The organism is Methylophaga sp. OBS1, assembly GCF_026319365.1.
Genome location: NZ_JAPDMS010000004.1, coordinates 273,498 through 290,265, shown reverse-complemented (window position 1 = coordinate 290,265; position 16,768 = coordinate 273,498). Strand labels below are relative to the sequence as shown.

Annotated in this window: 14 protein-coding genes; all 14 read left to right on the top strand. The window is 47.4% G+C overall.

The window, feature by feature from the left end; genetic code table 11:
* The first annotated feature begins 40 nt into the window (after window positions 1–40).
* The 14 genes from OMQ46_RS12845 (at window position 41) to OMQ46_RS12780 (ending at window position 16,767) form a co-directional block, all read left to right on the top strand.
* Window positions 41–1,996 carry a polysaccharide biosynthesis protein gene (locus OMQ46_RS12845; protein WP_266237422.1) on the top strand — a complete coding sequence of 652 codons (1,956 nt, stop codon included), beginning with the start codon at window positions 41–43 and terminating at the stop codon, window positions 1,994–1,996.
* Between the two features lie 512 nt (window positions 1,997–2,508).
* Window positions 2,509–4,446, top strand: coding sequence for a glutamine--fructose-6-phosphate transaminase (isomerizing) (glmS, locus tag OMQ46_RS12840; RefSeq protein WP_266237421.1), 1,938 nt, complete (start codon window positions 2,509–2,511; stop codon window positions 4,444–4,446).
* An 81-nt stretch (window positions 4,447–4,527) separates the two neighbouring features.
* Entirely contained in the window at window positions 4,528–5,778 is a 1,251-nt protein-coding gene (locus OMQ46_RS12835) for a nucleotide sugar dehydrogenase (RefSeq protein WP_266237420.1), read from the top strand.
* Between the two features lie 570 nt (window positions 5,779–6,348).
* Window positions 6,349–6,741, top strand: a complete 393-nt coding sequence (locus tag OMQ46_RS12830) for a MarR family EPS-associated transcriptional regulator (RefSeq protein ID WP_266237419.1) — start codon at window positions 6,349–6,351, stop codon at window positions 6,739–6,741.
* Window positions 6,716–7,891 (top strand): DegT/DnrJ/EryC1/StrS family aminotransferase, encoded by a 1,176-nt coding sequence (locus tag OMQ46_RS12825; RefSeq protein ID WP_266237417.1) that lies wholly within the window; start codon window positions 6,716–6,718, stop codon window positions 7,889–7,891. Before OMQ46_RS12830 ends, OMQ46_RS12825 begins: the two co-directional genes overlap by 26 nt.
* A complete protein-coding gene (locus OMQ46_RS12820; protein ID WP_266237416.1) occupies window positions 7,888–8,598 on the top strand; it encodes a WbqC family protein in 711 nt (236 codons plus the stop codon). The genes OMQ46_RS12825 and OMQ46_RS12820 overlap by 4 nt, the downstream gene beginning before the upstream one ends.
* 4 nt (window positions 8,599–8,602) lie before the next feature.
* Complete coding sequence (locus OMQ46_RS12815) at window positions 8,603–9,574, top strand: NAD-dependent epimerase/dehydratase family protein (protein WP_266237414.1); 972 nt, start codon at window positions 8,603–8,605, stop codon at window positions 9,572–9,574.
* Between the two features lie 5 nt (window positions 9,575–9,579).
* Entirely contained in the window at window positions 9,580–10,593 is a 1,014-nt protein-coding gene (locus OMQ46_RS12810; RefSeq protein ID WP_266237412.1) for a hypothetical protein, read from the top strand.
* Window positions 10,583–11,284 (top strand): sulfotransferase, encoded by a 702-nt coding sequence (locus OMQ46_RS12805; RefSeq protein WP_266237411.1) that lies wholly within the window; start codon window positions 10,583–10,585, stop codon window positions 11,282–11,284. Before OMQ46_RS12810 ends, OMQ46_RS12805 begins: the two co-directional genes overlap by 11 nt.
* 44 nt (window positions 11,285–11,328) lie before the next feature.
* On the top strand, window positions 11,329–12,789 hold the full coding sequence (locus OMQ46_RS12800) for a lipopolysaccharide biosynthesis protein (RefSeq protein ID WP_266237410.1): 1,461 nt from the start codon (window positions 11,329–11,331) through the stop codon (window positions 12,787–12,789).
* Between the two features lies 1 nt (window position 12,790).
* Window positions 12,791–13,705 carry a glycosyltransferase family 2 protein gene (locus OMQ46_RS12795; protein ID WP_266237409.1) on the top strand — a complete coding sequence of 305 codons (915 nt, stop codon included), beginning with the start codon at window positions 12,791–12,793 and terminating at the stop codon, window positions 13,703–13,705.
* 61 nt (window positions 13,706–13,766) lie between these two features.
* On the top strand, window positions 13,767–14,879 hold the full coding sequence (locus tag OMQ46_RS12790; RefSeq protein ID WP_266237407.1) for a hypothetical protein: 1,113 nt from the start codon (window positions 13,767–13,769) through the stop codon (window positions 14,877–14,879).
* Entirely contained in the window at window positions 14,876–15,514 is a 639-nt protein-coding gene (locus OMQ46_RS12785) for a hypothetical protein (RefSeq protein WP_266237406.1), read from the top strand. The genes OMQ46_RS12790 and OMQ46_RS12785 overlap by 4 nt, the downstream gene beginning before the upstream one ends.
* A complete protein-coding gene (locus OMQ46_RS12780) occupies window positions 15,511–16,767 on the top strand; it encodes a CDP-glycerol glycerophosphotransferase family protein (RefSeq protein ID WP_266237404.1) in 1,257 nt (418 codons plus the stop codon). Before OMQ46_RS12785 ends, OMQ46_RS12780 begins: the two co-directional genes overlap by 4 nt.
* Window position 16,768 lies beyond the last annotated feature (1 nt).

Here is a 16,768-nt window from a genome sequence, read left to right as displayed (position 1 = left end):
GAAATAATGACCTGATACTTTCAATCGACGGAATGATAGTTTGAAGCAATCATCAGCAATCACCTCACTGGGGCAGTGGTTCCTCAACCGTTCACGCCGAGTGAAACGTGTCATCAGTATCAGTGTTGATGTTCTGGCCGTTATCGCTTCATTGTGGTTGGCTTTTTCACTGCGTCTAGGTGAGTTTTATTCTCCGCCAGGTGAGCAGCTATGGATATTCCTGCTGGCCCCCCTCATCGCTGTCCCCGTCTTTATCAAATCCGGTCTTTACAGAGCGGTTATTCGCTATATCGGTATTGATGCGCTGTGGGCTATCAGCCGTGCAGTGCTCCTGTTTTCCCTCATTTTTGCCGTGGTCGTTCTGGCGGCGGGAGAGTTCTCGGGGCTGGTTCCAAGAACGGTTTATGGCATCAATGCAGTGATTGTCATGTTGTTTGTCGGCGGTAGCCGGATGCTGGCCCGATGGCTTTTCACTCACAGCCAGCAACAGAACTGGGCCGATCTTCATACCGAACGATATGTTCCCCCGGTACTGGTTTACGGAGCGGGACAGGCGGGTGCTCAACTGGCTGCGATGCTCAAAATGAGTAATCAGATGCGTCCCGTGGCTTTTATCGATGACGATACATCGTTACGGAATCAGCAGATTAATGGACTGACGGTCTACCCTTTTGAGCAACTGGTCGGGCTGATAGAACGTTATCATGTTCGGGACATCTTGCTGGCGATGCCCTCAGCGAGCCGCAGAAGACGCAGTGAGATTCTGCAGCAGCTGGAACAGTATCCAGTGCATGTCCGCACCTTGCCTGACTTGATGGATATTGCTGAAGGCAAAATTGAAGTCTCTGATATTCAGGAAGTGGACATAGGCGATTTGCTGGGCAGGGAACCCGTCGCGCCGGATCAAACCCTGCTGCACAGTAATATCACAGACAAGGTCGTGATGGTCACCGGTGCCGGCGGCTCAATTGGTTCCGAGTTATGCCGTCAGATTATGCATCTGTCACCTCAAACGCTGATACTGTATGAAATCAGCGAGTTTAGTCTGTATCAAATCGAAAAAGAACTGGAAAAATTTAACTCAACGGTTTCCTTGATACCAGTTCTGGGATCGGTATTAAATCAAAACCGTGTTGAATCAGTCTGTGAACATTTCCGGGTTCAGACCATTTATCATGCCGCTGCCTATAAGCATGTGCCCATCGTCGAGAGAAATACCAATGAAGGTATTCGAAACAATGTATTCGGCACTTTGCACACGGCTCAGGCGGCGATCAAATGCAAAGTGGAAACCTTTGTGCTCGTCTCAACTGATAAGGCAGTGAGACCAACCAATACCATGGGCGCCACCAAACGCCTTGCTGAACTGGTCCTGCAGGCATTAGCACAATCTCCGGAATTGCACCAACAAACCCGCTTCACCATGGTCCGCTTTGGTAATGTACTGGGCTCATCCGGTTCCGTCGTTCCCTTGTTTCGCGAGCAAATTGCGGCTGGTGGCCCGGTTACCGTCACTGACCCGGAAATCATTCGCTACTTTATGACTATCCCCGAAGCGGCGGAACTGGTTATCCAGGCCGGTGCCATGGGGCAGGGAGGGGATGTGTTTGTGCTGGATATGGGGGAACCGGTCAAAATCCTGGAATTAGCCAGAAGAATGGTGCATTTGAGCGGTTTCAGTGTGAGGGATGAGCATCACCCTGATGGGGATATTGAAATTCAGTTCACTGGACTAAGGCCGGGGGAAAAGCTTTACGAAGAACTGTTGATTGGCGATAACGTCACGGAAACCGCACACCCTAAAATCAGGCGGGCGCAGGAAATGGTCATCCCCTGGCAAACATTGCAACTCACGCTGGATGAACTGACCCAGGCAAACGAAACAGATGATAGTGCCCGATCACGGCAGCTGCTGTTAACCACCATCGATGGCTTTAAACCGCAGTGTGATCTAACAGACTGGTTGCAATCCGAGCCAGTGAAAGAACTGCATTAGACAGGCCCTCTAAAAGGGCAGACATCACTCTCAGCCCCGGAATGAAATGCCTTCTGTTAACTGACGTGTTTCTGCCATAGTGACCACGTCCTACAGACCTGCCTACCGGTTTGAGCACCGTCCTGTCCTGTATTTTCTTAGTTGACTGTTCTTTTGTGTGCTGCTTCGTCTTTTGTTATTTGAACGGTCTTTTGTCTGCCGACTGGCTTTTTGTCTGTCACCTTGTCTTTTGTTAATGGACTGGGCTTTTGTATGTCAGCCTGTTTTTTTCCCAACCCACCTGCTTTTTGTCATACCGAGCGTAAGCGAGGTATCTCAGAGCTCGGAGAGATCCTTCGACAGGCTCAGTGTGACAGAATTATGGGGTATTGGATGACAGAGGGAGGGGACAATGAATGAGCGGGAGGGGACAAAATAAATGAGCCCAACCCCGCCTTTTCAAAACCATTTCAACTATAAAGAAACCGTTGTTCTGTATAATGCAGTTTTGAACGAACGAGGGATTATTCAACGTGTGTGGAATTGTCGGAGGAATCGCCGAGCGTAATGTTGCCCCCATCCTGATGGAGGGGCTCAGAAGGTTGGAGTACCGTGGCTATGACTCATCCGGTGTCGCATTGCTGGATACGGACAATAATCTCCAGCGCGTGCGTGCGATGGGCAAAATCAAGCAGTTGGAAAACAAAATCGCTGCGCTTGAAGAACCCTTTTCCGGGCAACTCGGCATAGCCCATACACGCTGGGCCACCCATGGCGTGCCCTCTGAAAATAATGCTCATCCGCACATTTGTAATAACAAAGTGGCGGTGGTTCACAATGGCATTATCGAAAACTATCAGTCACTAAAAAACCAACAGCTTGCCGCGGGTTATCGTTTCACCTCTGAAACCGATACGGAAGTGGTCGCGCACGAAATCTTTCAACAACTCGAAAGTACAGACGATCTGCTTGAAGCTGTCATGGCATCAATCCAATCCTTTGAAGGGGCTTATGCCTTGGGTGTGGTGGCAACCAATAATCCCGACACCCTGGTGGCAGCCAGAAAAGGCAGTCCTTTAGTGATTGGTGTCGGTATCGGCGAACACTTTATTGCCTCCGATGTATCTGCTCTATTACCTGTCACACAGAATTTCATTTTCCTAGAAGATGGTGATGTTGCCCGCCTGACTCGAGACAGAGTGGAAATATTTAATGTGCTGACAGGTGAGCGGGTGGAACGTCCTGTCAAGCATTCCAACCTGAATCTCACCTCGGTAGAGTTGGGTGCCCACCGTCACTACATGCATAAAGAGATCTTCGAGCAGCCCCAGGCGGTCATTGATACGCTGGAAGGTCGCATGACCCAGGATCAGATTCTGGTATCAAGCTTTGGTCATAATGCAGAGTCTGTATTTGCCAGCGTAAACCGTATCCATATTATTGCCTGTGGCACCAGTTATCATGCCGGTATGGTGGCTAAGTACTGGGCTGAGGATATTATCGGCGTGCCCTGCCAGGTAGAAGTGGCCAGTGAATTCCGCTATCGCAATCCGGTGATTGAAAATCACACCTTGTTTGTGACCATCAGTCAGTCCGGCGAAACGGCGGATACTCTGGCTGCATTGCAGCAAATCAATGCGCTGCGTCAGAACAAATCAACTGAATTGCGACGTCGTGCCAGTGATGATCCCAAGGCGCATCTCAACAAGCCTGATCTTACTGATGCTCAAGCACTCAATATCCCCACGCTCAGTATCTGTAACGTGGCAGAAAGCAGCCTGACCCGCGAAGCAGATCTGGTGTTTTTGACCCATGCCGGCCCAGAAATTGGTGTCGCCTCGACCAAGGCATTCACGACGCAACTGGTCGCCCTGGCATTATTGCTGACGAGCATTGGTAAAGTTCAAAACCGACTCGATGAAGGTCGGGAGGCCATGATTGCAGGTGGTTTACAGAAACTACCCAACCTCATCACGATGGCCCTGGGGCACGAAGAGGAAATTCGCCAGATCTCGGAAGACTTTGCCGACAAGCAACACGCCTTGTTCCTGGGGCGTGGCACAATGTACCCGATTGCGCTGGAAGGTGCGCTTAAGTTGAAAGAGATCAGCTATATTCATGCCGAAGCCTATCCCGCAGGTGAACTCAAACACGGTCCTCTGGCACTGATTGATGAGATGATGCCGGTGATTGCCATTGCACCGCTGGATGATCTGCTGGAGAAACTCAAATCCAATCTGCAGGAAGTTAAAGCCCGTGGTGGACAGATGATCGTATTTGAGGATGAGCGCAGTGATATCAGTTCGGAAGCCAGTTTCAAGGTTGTCAAAGCCACTACCAATGTTGGCCGCATCACAGCGCCCATCACCTACAACATCTTGCTGCAATTACTCAGCTACCATGTTGCTCTGATCAAAGGCACAGATGTTGACCAGCCACGGAATCTTGCCAAGTCAGTGACAGTAGAATAGTACAACTCTTTAATAACTGTCATATTCGTGAAACGCGAACCTTCAACACTGATATCAATTAAAAATACTAAAGAGTTCGAGATGAAAATTGCTGTTGCCGGAACCGGATATGTAGGGTTATCTCTTGCTGTGCTGCTTGCTCAGCGTCATGAAGTCGTTGCTTTAGATATTATTGAAGACAAAGTGAAGCAACTGAACAACAGACGTTCGCCCATTGAAGACACGGAAATTCAGGACTTTCTGGATAACAAGCAGCTTAACTTTACCGCAACGCTCAATAAGCAAAAAGCCTACGCTGATGCAGACTTCGTCATTATCGCCACCCCAACCGATTACGACCCCGATACCAACTATTTCAACACCAAAAGCGTTGAGGCTGTGATTGAAGACGTAATAGAGATCAATCCAAATGCGGCGATGGTGATCAAGTCGACCGTTCCGGTTGGTTATACCGAGTCCATCAAAAGTAAATATCAAACCAAAGTCATTGCGAGCAAAGCCAAACAATCCGGTGCTCCCTCTCTCCAGAAAGGAGAGGGCTGGGGTGAGAGCACGAAGTCATCCCCACAAATTATTTTCTCGCCAGAGTTTCTGAGAGAAGGCAAAGCCCTTCACGATAATCTCTATCCATCCAGGATCGTCGTGGGTGAACGCAGCCAAAGGGCTGAACAGTTTGCTCAACTGCTAATTGAAGGCGCTGAGAAAAAAGACATCCCGGTCCTTTTCACAGACAGCACCGAAGCAGAAGCCATCAAGCTTTTTTCCAATACCTACCTTGCTATGCGAGTCGCTTATTTTAATGAGCTCGACACCTATGCCGAAACACATAGCCTGGATACCCGCCAGATCATTGAGGGGGTTGGACTGGATCCGAGAATAGGCAATCACTACAACAACCCGTCTTTTGGCTATGGAGGCTATTGCCTGCCCAAAGATACCCGACAGCTGCTAGCCAACTATGAAGATGTACCTAACAATCTAATCAAAGCGATTGTTGATGCCAATACCACAAGAAAAGATTTTATTGCCGAATCCATTATCAAACGCAATCCCAAAGTCGTCGGTATTTACCGCCTGGTCATGAAGGCGGGATCGGATAATTTCCGGGCTTCCGCTATTCAGGGTGTGATGAAACGCATCAAGGCGAAAGGGATTGAAGTTGTGGTTTATGAACCTGTGCTCGAAGACGACACTTTTTTCCGCTCTGCAGTCATCAAGGACTTGGCAACATTCAAGCAAAAAGCGGATGTTGTACTCGCGAATAGATTGACTGATGACATCATCGATATCCGCGACAAAGTCTACACCCGGGACCTATTCGGGCAGGATTGATACATAGCCTGTAGTGAACGTAGTGACATTTTAAGCTCCTTTAACTGTCACCTCCAATTCCCAGGCTCATGTCATCCTGAGCCTGCCGAAGGATCTCGTCCCAGCACTGGAAGAGATGCCTCCACAGCGGTCGGTATGACAATGTTATTCCACCGACAGATCATTCACTCTGTCATCCCGAGCTCAGCCGAGGGATCTATTCAGCGTCCAGAGATGCCTCCACTCCGGTCGGCATGACAGGGAGTAGGGTCATCTACAGAACATTTACCCTGTCATCCTGAGCATGCCGAAGGATCTCCCCACAAACCAAAAAATCAAAAACCCCCTCGATTAGTTCACAAAACACCAAAACCAGAGTTGGTCACCAGCCAATAAATTGCTAATTTGACACACGGCATGGATGCCAAGATAACAACACAAAGTCACTTCCAGGGACGGTTGGACGATTGTGTTGTCAGGCATCCATGCCGACTCCTTTCCTGAAGTTATTTAAACATCACCAACAAAGTATTTACTTTCAAGGCCAGTTTACATAGAGTGTTCATTCATTGAACGCAAGTCGTTACCTTCATGCTGACTGACGAATACCGCTATAAAATATTCAAATTACTCGAGTCTAACCCTGAAATCAGTCAGCGGCAGCTTGCCGGTGAGTTGGGTATCAGCCTAGGCAAAGCGAATTACTGTCTTAAAGCACTAATCGAAAAGGGGTTGTTGAAGGCGGGTAACTTTCGCAACAGCAAAAACAAACTCGCCTATGCCTACAAGCTGACACCACGAGGCATTGAGGAAAAAGCCAGTGTGACGGTGAGATTTCTCAAAAAGAAAATCAGAGAGTATGAGCAACTTGAGCAAGAGATAAAGGAATTGCGAAAAGAGTCACTCAAAACCAAATTGAGAGAGAAGAGCGTCGGTCAAACCTCCAGAGAGGATGTGAATGAAACAGATAAAAACGAAGACTGACCTGGCCATCAATGGTGCGCCGCCTGCTTTCGACGAAAAGCTGCATGTCGGCCGCCCAAATATTGGGGATAAGGCTGAGTTTCTGAGATACGTCGATCAAATTTTCGAAAGCAAATGGCTCAGCAATAACGGTCCGCTCGTACAACAGCTGGAGCAGAGGATAGCGGAGCATCACCATGTCAAACATTGTGTTGCAATGGCTAATGGCACGATTGCGCTCGAGATAGCCATAAGAGCCTTGGAACTGAAGGGGGAGGTCATCATCCCTTCCTACACCTTCATTGCCACAGCGCATGCCCTGCACTGGCAAGAGATCACGCCGGTTTTTGCAGATATTGACCCTGCGACACATTGTCTGGAACCTGAGTCAGTAAGAAAAATGATTACGCCCAACACAAGCGGCATCATTGGCGTCCACCTTTGGGGACATGCAGCACCGGTAAAAGAATTACAAAATATTGCAGATGAACATAACCTGAAGTTGATGTTCGATGCCGCACACGCTTTTGGTAACTCTCATAAAGGTCAGATGATTGGCAATTTTGGCGAAGCTGAAGTGCTCAGCTTTCACGCGACCAAGTTGTTCAATACTTTCGAAGGCGGCGCGGTCCTTACCAATAATGATGAACTCGCCGAAAAAATGCGCCTGATGCGTAACTTCGGTTTCGGTGGGGTGGACAGCGTTATTTATCCTGGCACCAATGGCAAACTGACAGAAATTTGTGCGGCCATGGGCCTGGTCAATCTGGATAATCTTGATTCTGTGGTTGAACATAATAAATCGAATTACTTCGCCTATAATCGAGGGTTGGAACGGCTTCCGGGGATTAGTATTTTCGCCTTTGATGAAGCGGAAAAAAACAATTACCAATATGTTGTGATGGAAGTCGACGAAGCATGTCCCGTTTCGCGGGATGACATTGTTGAAGCCCTGCATGCTGAAAATATTCTGGCCAGAAAGTACTTTTGGCCAGGGTGCCACAATATGTTTCCTTACAGGAAGCTCTACCCTCATGCTCGATTGTTACTTCCTGTGACTGAGCAAATAAGCGACAAGGTGGTGGTACTGCCAACCGGGACCGCCGTATCAGCTGAGATTGTTAATGTTATAACGCAAGTTGTTGAAACAGTTGTGGGAGGAAAGAGTTGAAGTTAGCCATCATGCAGCCTTATTTTCTTCCTTACCTTGGGTATTGGCAATTGATAGCCGCTGTAGATAAGTTTGTTGTGTATGACGATGTTAACTTCATCAAAAATGGCTGGATAAACAGGAACCGAATCCTCTGCAATGGCAACGTCAGTTACCTGACTATTCCTTTGTACCAGGCATCTCCGAATAAATTGATTTATCAAGTCGAGTTCAGTTCGAAGGTGGATTGGCGAAAAAAAATATCCAAATCATTGCAGGCGGCCTATGGTAGAGCGCCGGAGTATAAGAATGTCAGTAGTCTGTTTGAGGCGATTCTTTACTATGAGTATGCAGATATTTCTGACTTCCTGGTGAATCAAATTACGGTTTTGTGTGATTTTATGAAGCTCAATACAAGGATTCAGAGCACAAGCAAGGTATACCAAAACCATCATCTTCGAGGCCAGGAACGCGTCATTGATATCTGTAGACAAGAAGCGGCTGATACCTACATAAACCCATTTGGTGGCAGAGAGTTATATAGCTCTGATGAATTTAGTCGTGCGGGCATTGATCTGAAGTTCTTGAGTTCTATTCCCACGCCATACCAGCAGAAGGCCTCAGAATTTGTTCCCGGGTTATCTATCGTTGACATATTGATGAATAACAAACCAGAGCAGGTTCGAGACATGCTGAGAAACTATCAATTAGTTCCGGGAGGAATTTAAGCAAATGAGCAAGGTGTTGGTGATTGGTGCCAGCGGAAGTTTGGGAAGCGTTGTTGCTGAGCAGCTTTCACAAAAAAATCAGGTGACCGGGACATATTGTAACCGGGAGCCGACGCTGAAAAGCGACAAGGTTGAATACAGGCAGCTTGATATCACAGACAAAACTGCATTCGAAGGGATGGACACAGACTATGATTGTGTTGTCCTGGTGGCGGGCGCGATGCCGGCGACTATGCCAGGTTATGTGCCACAGCGGTATATAGACGTTAACATCACTGGCACGCTGAATACGCTTGAATTTTGTCGGCAAACAAAGATACCAAAGCTGATTTTCATCATGACATTCTCAGACGTCTCGGGGGCTTTTTATAGCGGCGTTCCAATTACGACCGAGCAGTCCAGAACACTGGCAATGACAGGGGATCATGCCGTGTATGGCATATCAAAAGCCACAGCATGTGATTTAATCGAACATTACCATCGGGAGTATGGTTTACAGACAATCCTTTTCAGGATACCAACAGTTTACTGTGCAGACGATAATGTCGATTTTTACGTGGATGGTGTCAAGCGAACCAAAGCCTACGTCAAAATGATCCGTAGTGTTGTACAGCATAAAAAAATTGAGATATGGGGTAACCCCGAACATGCCAAGGATATGCCTTATGTGAAAGATTTTTCACGGCTCATAGCGTTGGCAGTAAGTAGCAAAACAGCACAGGGACTCTACAATGCCGGTACCGGAAGCCCCGTGACCCTTGAGCAACTTGTTAATGAAATAATTCAGGTATTTGCTGGCGACGAGGTCGTAGAAAAAATATATCGTCCGGAGATGGCGTCGCAACCAAACTTTACGTTTGATATGAGTAAGACCGAAGCTGACTTTGGCTACCAGCCTCAATATGACTTACGAAGCATGCTCATGGATATCAGAGACAGTGTCGAGCCCGCAGTCTGGTTATCAAACGATCTCTGAGTATTATGAAGCGCCTTTTATTACATCTTGGATTGCCGAAGACAGCCACGACCACGCTTCAGCATCATCTGTTTCAGCGACTGCATGATGAAGGGAAAATTAACTTTCTCGGCAAAGTGGTTGCTTATGACGACAATGGAAAATCGTATTTCAAAAACTATCAGGGTGCCCTTATACGTAAAGCATGCGAGGAAAAAATTACAAGGCCGGTGTCACAGGAACTTGACGAACTGTTGCTTGATGATCGCTTAAATGTGTTCAGTGATGAGGGGATTATGATTTCTTACCCCAATCAGGACAATTTACCATTAACCAAAAAAATCGAGAACCTCAAGCAAATACTCTCCCAGTTCGACGTGACGGTAGTGCTGACAATACGGCAACCGGTTGATTATCTGTACTCACTCTATGTTCAGCTTTATGGACAATATTACCAGGCCAATCGGCAGCTAGACAGCTTTGAGAAGTTTTCAGGCCAGTTGTTATCAACGGATGATTATAACGAGCAAGAGTCAGTTTTTATGCACAAAAATATTGAGTTACTGGCCCGTTTTTTCGAGACAAAAGTATTGGTTTTTGAAGATATAAAGCATCAACCAGATTATTTTTGTGGACAGCTTGCCGAGCTCTTGGGGGTTAAACCAGAGTTGGTGTGTGAGGCAATCCTCGGTAACCATGAAAACATAAAAAAGCGTGCTGGAGACGGTGTCTATTCGCAACGCGTGACCTCATTGTCAGGAATAAAGAAAAGCCTAGCCAACAGAACCCGGCAGTTCAGAAAGTTGCACAACCTGCTTCAGTCTATATACAGAGCCAGGTTTATGCCTTTTGAGCGAATTTTCCAGATGAAACTGACTGAGAGAGACTACTTTCATGCAAGACCCAGCCCACAGCTTCGTCATGAGTTACTGAAAAAAATTGGCATCCCCGCATCTTTCACTGCTGAAAGCTATGCATTGAGCATTGAAAAGATGCAGAGGTATGGTTACATTGCACCGGAGTCCAGCCATGGGAAATGATCTGCACTTAAGAAGCTGCATCCGAAAACTAAGAACTCTGGCACGAAATACTGGCAACAGGGTGCGGTTGATTGGAAACCAGCAGAAGATTTTTTGTATTGGTTTGAATAAAACGGGGACGACTTCAGTCAGGAGAGCTTGGCAGGACCTTGGGTTCATCGTCGGAAACCAGGCGGAGGCTCGTGAGTTACTGGCGCCCTGGCTAGAGAGAGACTTTGCGCCAATTATTCAATACTGCAAGTCAGCCCAGGCATTTCAGGATTCACCATTTTCATTTCCATATACCTATATCGCGTTAGATCAGGCTTTCCCGGGGAGTAAGTTTATCCTGACGGTGAGGAATGATGCTGAACAGTGGTACAAATCCATCACAAAGTTTCACGGTAAGAAGTGGGCCAACGGGGCGATACCGACAAAAGAGGACTTGATGGAGGCGGTAAACGGTGTAAAAGGGAGGCCCTGGGTTGTTAATCGTGCTTTGTTTGATACCCCAGAGGAAGAACCCTATAAGAAAGAAAAACTGATTCGTTTTTATGAACGGCACATTGAAGAGGTTCAGCAATATTTCAAGCACAGACAAGCTGACCTGCTGACATTGAATGTCGCCGAAGACGATGCCTATTCAAAGTTCTGTACGTTTCTCGATAAAGAACCCAATGGTGAAAAGTTTCCCTGGGAAAACAGGACATGACAACGACTCATGTTCAATGAAAAAGCTAACCACCTGGAGCAGTTTTGGCCTCAGTAGATAATCTGAAAATAAAAGCCACATCGGGTGTCATCTGGAACTTTACGGAGCTGATGCTGCGGCGGGGAGCCGGGGGGCTAACCACGCTGGTTCTCGCCTGGTTTCTGACGCCCGGAGATTTCGGGCTGGTTGCGATGATGGCAGTGTTCCTGAGCTTGTCGAACGTACTGGTAGATGCCGGCTTTAGCCAGGCGCTCATCCGCAAACAAACCATCTCGTCCCGGGACTACAATACAGCTTTTTACTCCAATATTGCCTTTGCCGTGATTGCCTATGTTGGGCTCTTCCTCGCAGTACCGGCTATTGCCAGTTTTTATGGGGAGTCGAGACTGGTCGCTCTTGTCCGGGTTGCAGGACTGGCGGTAATTTTTACGGCCTTGTCTGCTGTACAACTGGCAGTATTGTCGCGAGAGCTCAAGTTCAGGTTGCAACTGCAGGTTTCTCTCCCCGCAGCAGTGGTTTCGGGTCTCACTGCTATCCTGCTTGCCTACCTGGGGGCTGGCGTCTGGGCATTGATTGCGCAGATTCTGGTGCAGGCAATGGTCACTGCTGTCTTGTATTGGGCGCTGGCTATCTGGCGCCCCAGCCTGAGTTTTGGTTGGGCTGAGTTTAGAACACTGTTCTCTTTTGGTGGCTACCTCTTGCTTAACCAGATGACGACCGTTCCCTTCAAATACATGTATGTCATTGTCATTGCAAAATTATTTTCGGCCCAGCTTGCGGGGTTTTACTTTTTTAGTCAAAAAATCCGGGATTTGCTTGTTGAGCAGTTGGTTAGCTCTGTCCAGACCGTGACTTTCCCCGCTTTGGCCACATTACAGGACGACCCAAAGCGTTTAAAAAATGGCTATCGACAGGTTATCGCTGCGACGACATTCCTGGTTTTCCCAGGTTTGATATTTCTGGTAGCTCTGGCAGAAAATTTATTTCACTTTTTTTTGCCTGAGTCATGGTGGGAAGCAACAATATACGTGCAGTTGCTCTGTATCGCGGCCTTAATGAACCCATTAAATGCAATCAATCTCAATATACTGAAAGTGACGGGGCGCTCAGATCTGGTTTTCTATCTGGGATTGTTCAAAAAAGCACTGGCGATAGGTATTTTTGCCGTCAGCTTTCGTTACGGAATTATGGCCATTATTATGGGGCAAATAGTTCACTCAGTGCTGGCCTATTTGCCAAACAGCCACTACTCGAAGCGATTGATTCATTACAGCGTGAGCGAACAGTTAGCAGATATTCTGCCCAGTTTAATGTTGGCTGGCAGTATTGGTGTTCTCATATGGTGGCTTCAAAATATCACTGCCATGCATGAAATCATAGAACTGGCGGTATTCGGCTGTGGAGGGGTAGTTGCCTACATTATCGGGGCATGGATATTAAAATTACAGGCATTTGATCTTGCTGTCGAATTAATCAAATCCAGGATCAAAGGCAAGGCAAGCTAGAATGAGAAAACTGAGAAGCCAAGATGAAATTATCGCGTCATGGCAAGGCGCAGATACGCCGCTAGTGAGCATTTGTTGCATCACTTTCAATCATGAAGCCTACATTGAAGACGCGCTGGAAGGTTTTTTGATTCAGCAAACAGACTTTCCCTTCGAAATCCTGATACATGATGATGCGTCAACCGATGCGACGGCAGAAATTATCCGGGAATACGAACGCGCGTATCCGAAACTCATCAAGCCTATCTATCAGACTGAAAATCAGTATTCAAAAGTCAGGGCGATGAATCCTACCTTCAACTACCCTCGGGCAAAAGGAGACTTCATCGCGCTATGCGAAGGAGATGATTACTGGACTGAAAAAAATAAGTTACAAAAGCAGGTTGATTACCTACAAAGCCATGAGGCTTATTCGATGTGTTCACACAATGTCAGGTTTGAGTTTGATGGAGTTGTTGAAAAACACAACAACTATACTGCCAGGGTAATTCAGGACGCAGGTTTCGAGGAGATATTGTCGAATGGGCTTTTTATAGCGCTGAACAGCATTGTCTTCAGGAAACACCTATTTGAAAAACCCGATTGGCTGGGACAACTTCCCGGTGGCCACAAGGCTTTGATATATATTCTGACCGGCAGAGGCAAAAACCATCACTTTCTGGAGGAGATGGCCGTCAAAAGGCGGAACCCGGGGGGCGTCACTATCACACAAAAAAAAGCTCGCTCGGACTCGTATTTCGAGAGAAATATTTTTCTGCTTGAAAATCTGAAAGTTTATTTCGGTCATGCTTACGACAAAGTCATAAACAAAAAGCTCAGAAAGCTCTATGTTAGACAGGTGTTGAGCCACCTTAGCCGACTGAGAATAAAAAGCGCTCTTATGGGTTTGATCCACGCGCTCAGGCTTTCAAATTAAGCCCAGTAACCGGCATCAGGATTGATTCTGGCCTATTTTATGAAAAGAGAAATCACAGACAGTGAACGCTGAAAGCAAAAACAACTTCTCATTACACGGCGTCGCAGACTTTAGCTTGTCAGGAACTGGGCCATTATTCAGATACCTGGCCTACCAGTACGAAAACTTTTTAATCAGCGAGACCAACACAGTAACTGGCCCGGCAGATTTTTCCGTGACAATAGCGGCGACAGCATCAGGTGATGAGTCTGATCGCATTCTGATTTCTGGCACTGAGGGCTATGCGAGATCGGTTGATGGAGAAGGGTTTATCTGGTCAGTCAATAACAAGGCTGCCCGACTGGATGGACAGCAGCCGCTGGCGAAACAGACGACGCTTCTTTTTGACCCCTCGTTCAATAAGATGAAAGCCAATGTACTTTGTGAGTTATTCTGGCGATTGAGCTTTGTTGAAAAGCAGATTGCTCTAGTTCATGCCGCTTGCGTTGCAAAGGGGAGCGAGGCAATTTTACTTCCGGCCTGGAAAAATGTAGGTAAGACAGCAACCTGCCTGAAATTGATTGCAGCGGGGAGTGATTTCCTGGCTGATGATCGCCTATGGTTGCGTTCAGACGGAGTGGCGTTTGCATTTCCGCGCTATGTGGTGCTCAAAGACTCGAATCTCACACACTTTCCTGAATTTAGCAGTCTCACGACTAAAATAAAGCTACATACATTCGGTTTTTTGAGTCGGCTGAGTTGGGTGGGAGATAATGCTCTTTTCAAGCGTGTCCGCCGGCGCTTTATCCGTGCACAGTATTTTCGAATCAACGATTTGTATCCCGCAGCGAATGTCCTTAGCCAGTCAAAAGTCAACAAAACGGTGCAACTTGTTAAAAGCAGGAAGAGCGGCAAGGTCGAAATGCGGCAGGCAGATTCAACCAGAACTGCCAGTACGGTGAGTGATATTGGAGATGTGGAGTGGAATCATTCGCTTCAGACATTGGTGTCGGCGCACGATATTCTTTTCCCCGAGGGACCTTGCTGGTCTGATGAATTGTCTGCCCTGATGCATGCAGAGAGACAAGTCGTGAGAGAGGCACTTTCATCCACGCAGTGTCACCAACTCAGTATGCCCGAAGAAAACAGCCGTTTGGACTGGCGTATTCTGATACAAAAGTTGCTTGGCGCATGAAAATAGCCATAACCGGACCGGATGGCGCCGGCAAATCCACGCTTTGTAAGATGCTTTGCAAGCATCTTGATGATGCGAGGCTGGTTTATTCGGGAAAAGCACATTTTCATCTGCCTTCAACCAGGCTTGTTAAGTGGTTGTGGGACGTTGCCTTGAAAGTGCATCCATTGCTGGGCTTTGCTATTCAGCACAGCCTTTATTACCCTGTAGAATATCTTGAGAACTGGTGGCGAGTGGTGCTGCGCTACCGGAGCGGTATAACGGTTTATGACCGCCATGTATTCGACAGGCTGGTCATGAAGCACTCAGCCAGGTTGCGCTATCGGCACGGTAAAATCGGGCGCTCGTCATACTGGCTGCAATACAGCCTGAACAGCTTCTGGTCTTGTGTTTACAGATATTGTTTTCCCTTGGTTGACCATGTTTTTATTCTTTTGCCTGATGCCGAGCTTTGCTTTGACAGGGCGCTTGGACAATACAAAGATCTGGCTGATGCAGGCATCAGAGTGCAAAGTTATCAGTTGGCTTATCAGGAGGTAGCTGATGATCCGCGCTACCATTTGTTACCGATATCAGCATCAGACAGCCTCAATGATTGCCTGAAGTCATTGCTCAACCAGTTAGAAGAAAAATGAAACGATTGATAAGCAGTATCAAACACGGGCTTTTGCGACTGGTCAGATCCCCCACCTTGCAGAAGTTGCTGCAGTTTGTCACCAACACGACAGCGCGATTTGTCAAAACAGATAAAGCGCTTGTTTTGTGCGGTGCGATGAATGGCAAGCTGTATGGCGATAACAGCAAGTACATTTACGAGTGGCTTCTCATGCAGAACGACGGTGCGCGTCCGGTCTGGATAACCCGTAACAGGGACGTTTACCGGGACCTGAAAAGGCGGGGACGTCCGGTTGTGCTCAGCACGAGCCTGGCCGGGTGGATTTGTTTAATGAGAGCAAGGGTGGGCGTTTTTACCAACTCTTTGTATGATCTTGCGATGCTGCCGAGCCTAATCCCTCAGCGGGTATCACTGATTGCACTGAGGCATGGCCGCTCCGTGAAACGCATCCGATTTGCTAGACAGGGGCATGTGATCAGTGAGCTTGAAAAATACGATCGTCTGCTTGAGTCCAGACTCATTCGATATGCGATTTCAACCTCTGAAATGATCTCGGATATGCAGGAAGAGTGTCTGCAAATTGGTCGGGAAAAACACGTAGTGACGGGATATCCGAGAAATGATCTGCTGGACACTCCCACCTCTGAGGATGTGGCGAAGTGGCAAGACTTTATTGGCAAAGAGGCCACTGATAGTAAAGTGATACTGTATGCCCCCAGTTGGCGGCATGGACGAGAAGCGACAAAGTTTTTTCCTTTCAGTGACTTTGACATACCGAAGCTTTGTGAATTTCTTGAAAAGCAGAACAGTGTCTTGTTGCTGAGACCGCACATGAATGACTTATACAAGTACCCGGACCTGGTCGACTTTCTGTCGGCTTTGTGTGGAAAAAGCGATCGCATTCGCCTTGCGGGCCATGATGTTTTTGCCGATGTGAATTCGATTCTGCCTTTTGCCGATGTGTTGGTTTCCGATTACTCTGCGCTCTATCACGACTTTTTGCTGCTGGACAGGCCATTGCTGTTCGTGCCCTATGATTTCGATGAGTTTTCTCGACAAAACGGTTTTCTTTATAATTACGAGGCGCTTTTGCCGGGGCCCCGGTTAAATTCCATGTCAGCGTTTTTTGCTGCGGTGGCTGCAGCGGCTGCAGGAAACGATACACATCAACAGCAGCGGCACCGTTTGAAACAGATGATTCATCAACATGATGACGCCAATTCAAGACAGCGAGTCTGTAAATTGATTGAGCAAATTCAGGAGTCAGCGTAGT

What these genes read in the sequence shown, in the direction of transcription:
- OMQ46_RS12815 (WP_266237414.1), top strand. Translation starts at nt 8,603, where the DNA reads ATGAGCAAGGTGTTGGTGATTGGTGCCAGCGGAAGTTTGGGAAGCGTT.
- OMQ46_RS12785 (WP_266237406.1), top strand. Translation starts at nt 14,876, where the DNA reads ATGAAAATAGCCATAACCGGACCGGATGGCGCCGGCAAATCCACGCTT.
- OMQ46_RS12830 (WP_266237419.1), top strand. Translation starts at nt 6,349, where the DNA reads ATGCTGACTGACGAATACCGCTATAAAATATTCAAATTACTCGAGTCT.
- OMQ46_RS12780 (WP_266237404.1), top strand. Translation starts at nt 15,511, where the DNA reads ATGAAACGATTGATAAGCAGTATCAAACACGGGCTTTTGCGACTGGTC.
- OMQ46_RS12805 (WP_266237411.1), top strand. Translation starts at nt 10,583, where the DNA reads ATGGGAAATGATCTGCACTTAAGAAGCTGCATCCGAAAACTAAGAACT.
- OMQ46_RS12835 (WP_266237420.1), top strand. Translation starts at nt 4,528, where the DNA reads ATGAAAATTGCTGTTGCCGGAACCGGATATGTAGGGTTATCTCTTGCT.
- OMQ46_RS12810 (WP_266237412.1), top strand. Translation starts at nt 9,580, where the DNA reads ATGAAGCGCCTTTTATTACATCTTGGATTGCCGAAGACAGCCACGACC.
- OMQ46_RS12825 (WP_266237417.1), top strand. Translation starts at nt 6,716, where the DNA reads ATGAAACAGATAAAAACGAAGACTGACCTGGCCATCAATGGTGCGCCG.
- OMQ46_RS12795 (WP_266237409.1), top strand. Translation starts at nt 12,791, where the DNA reads ATGAGAAAACTGAGAAGCCAAGATGAAATTATCGCGTCATGGCAAGGC.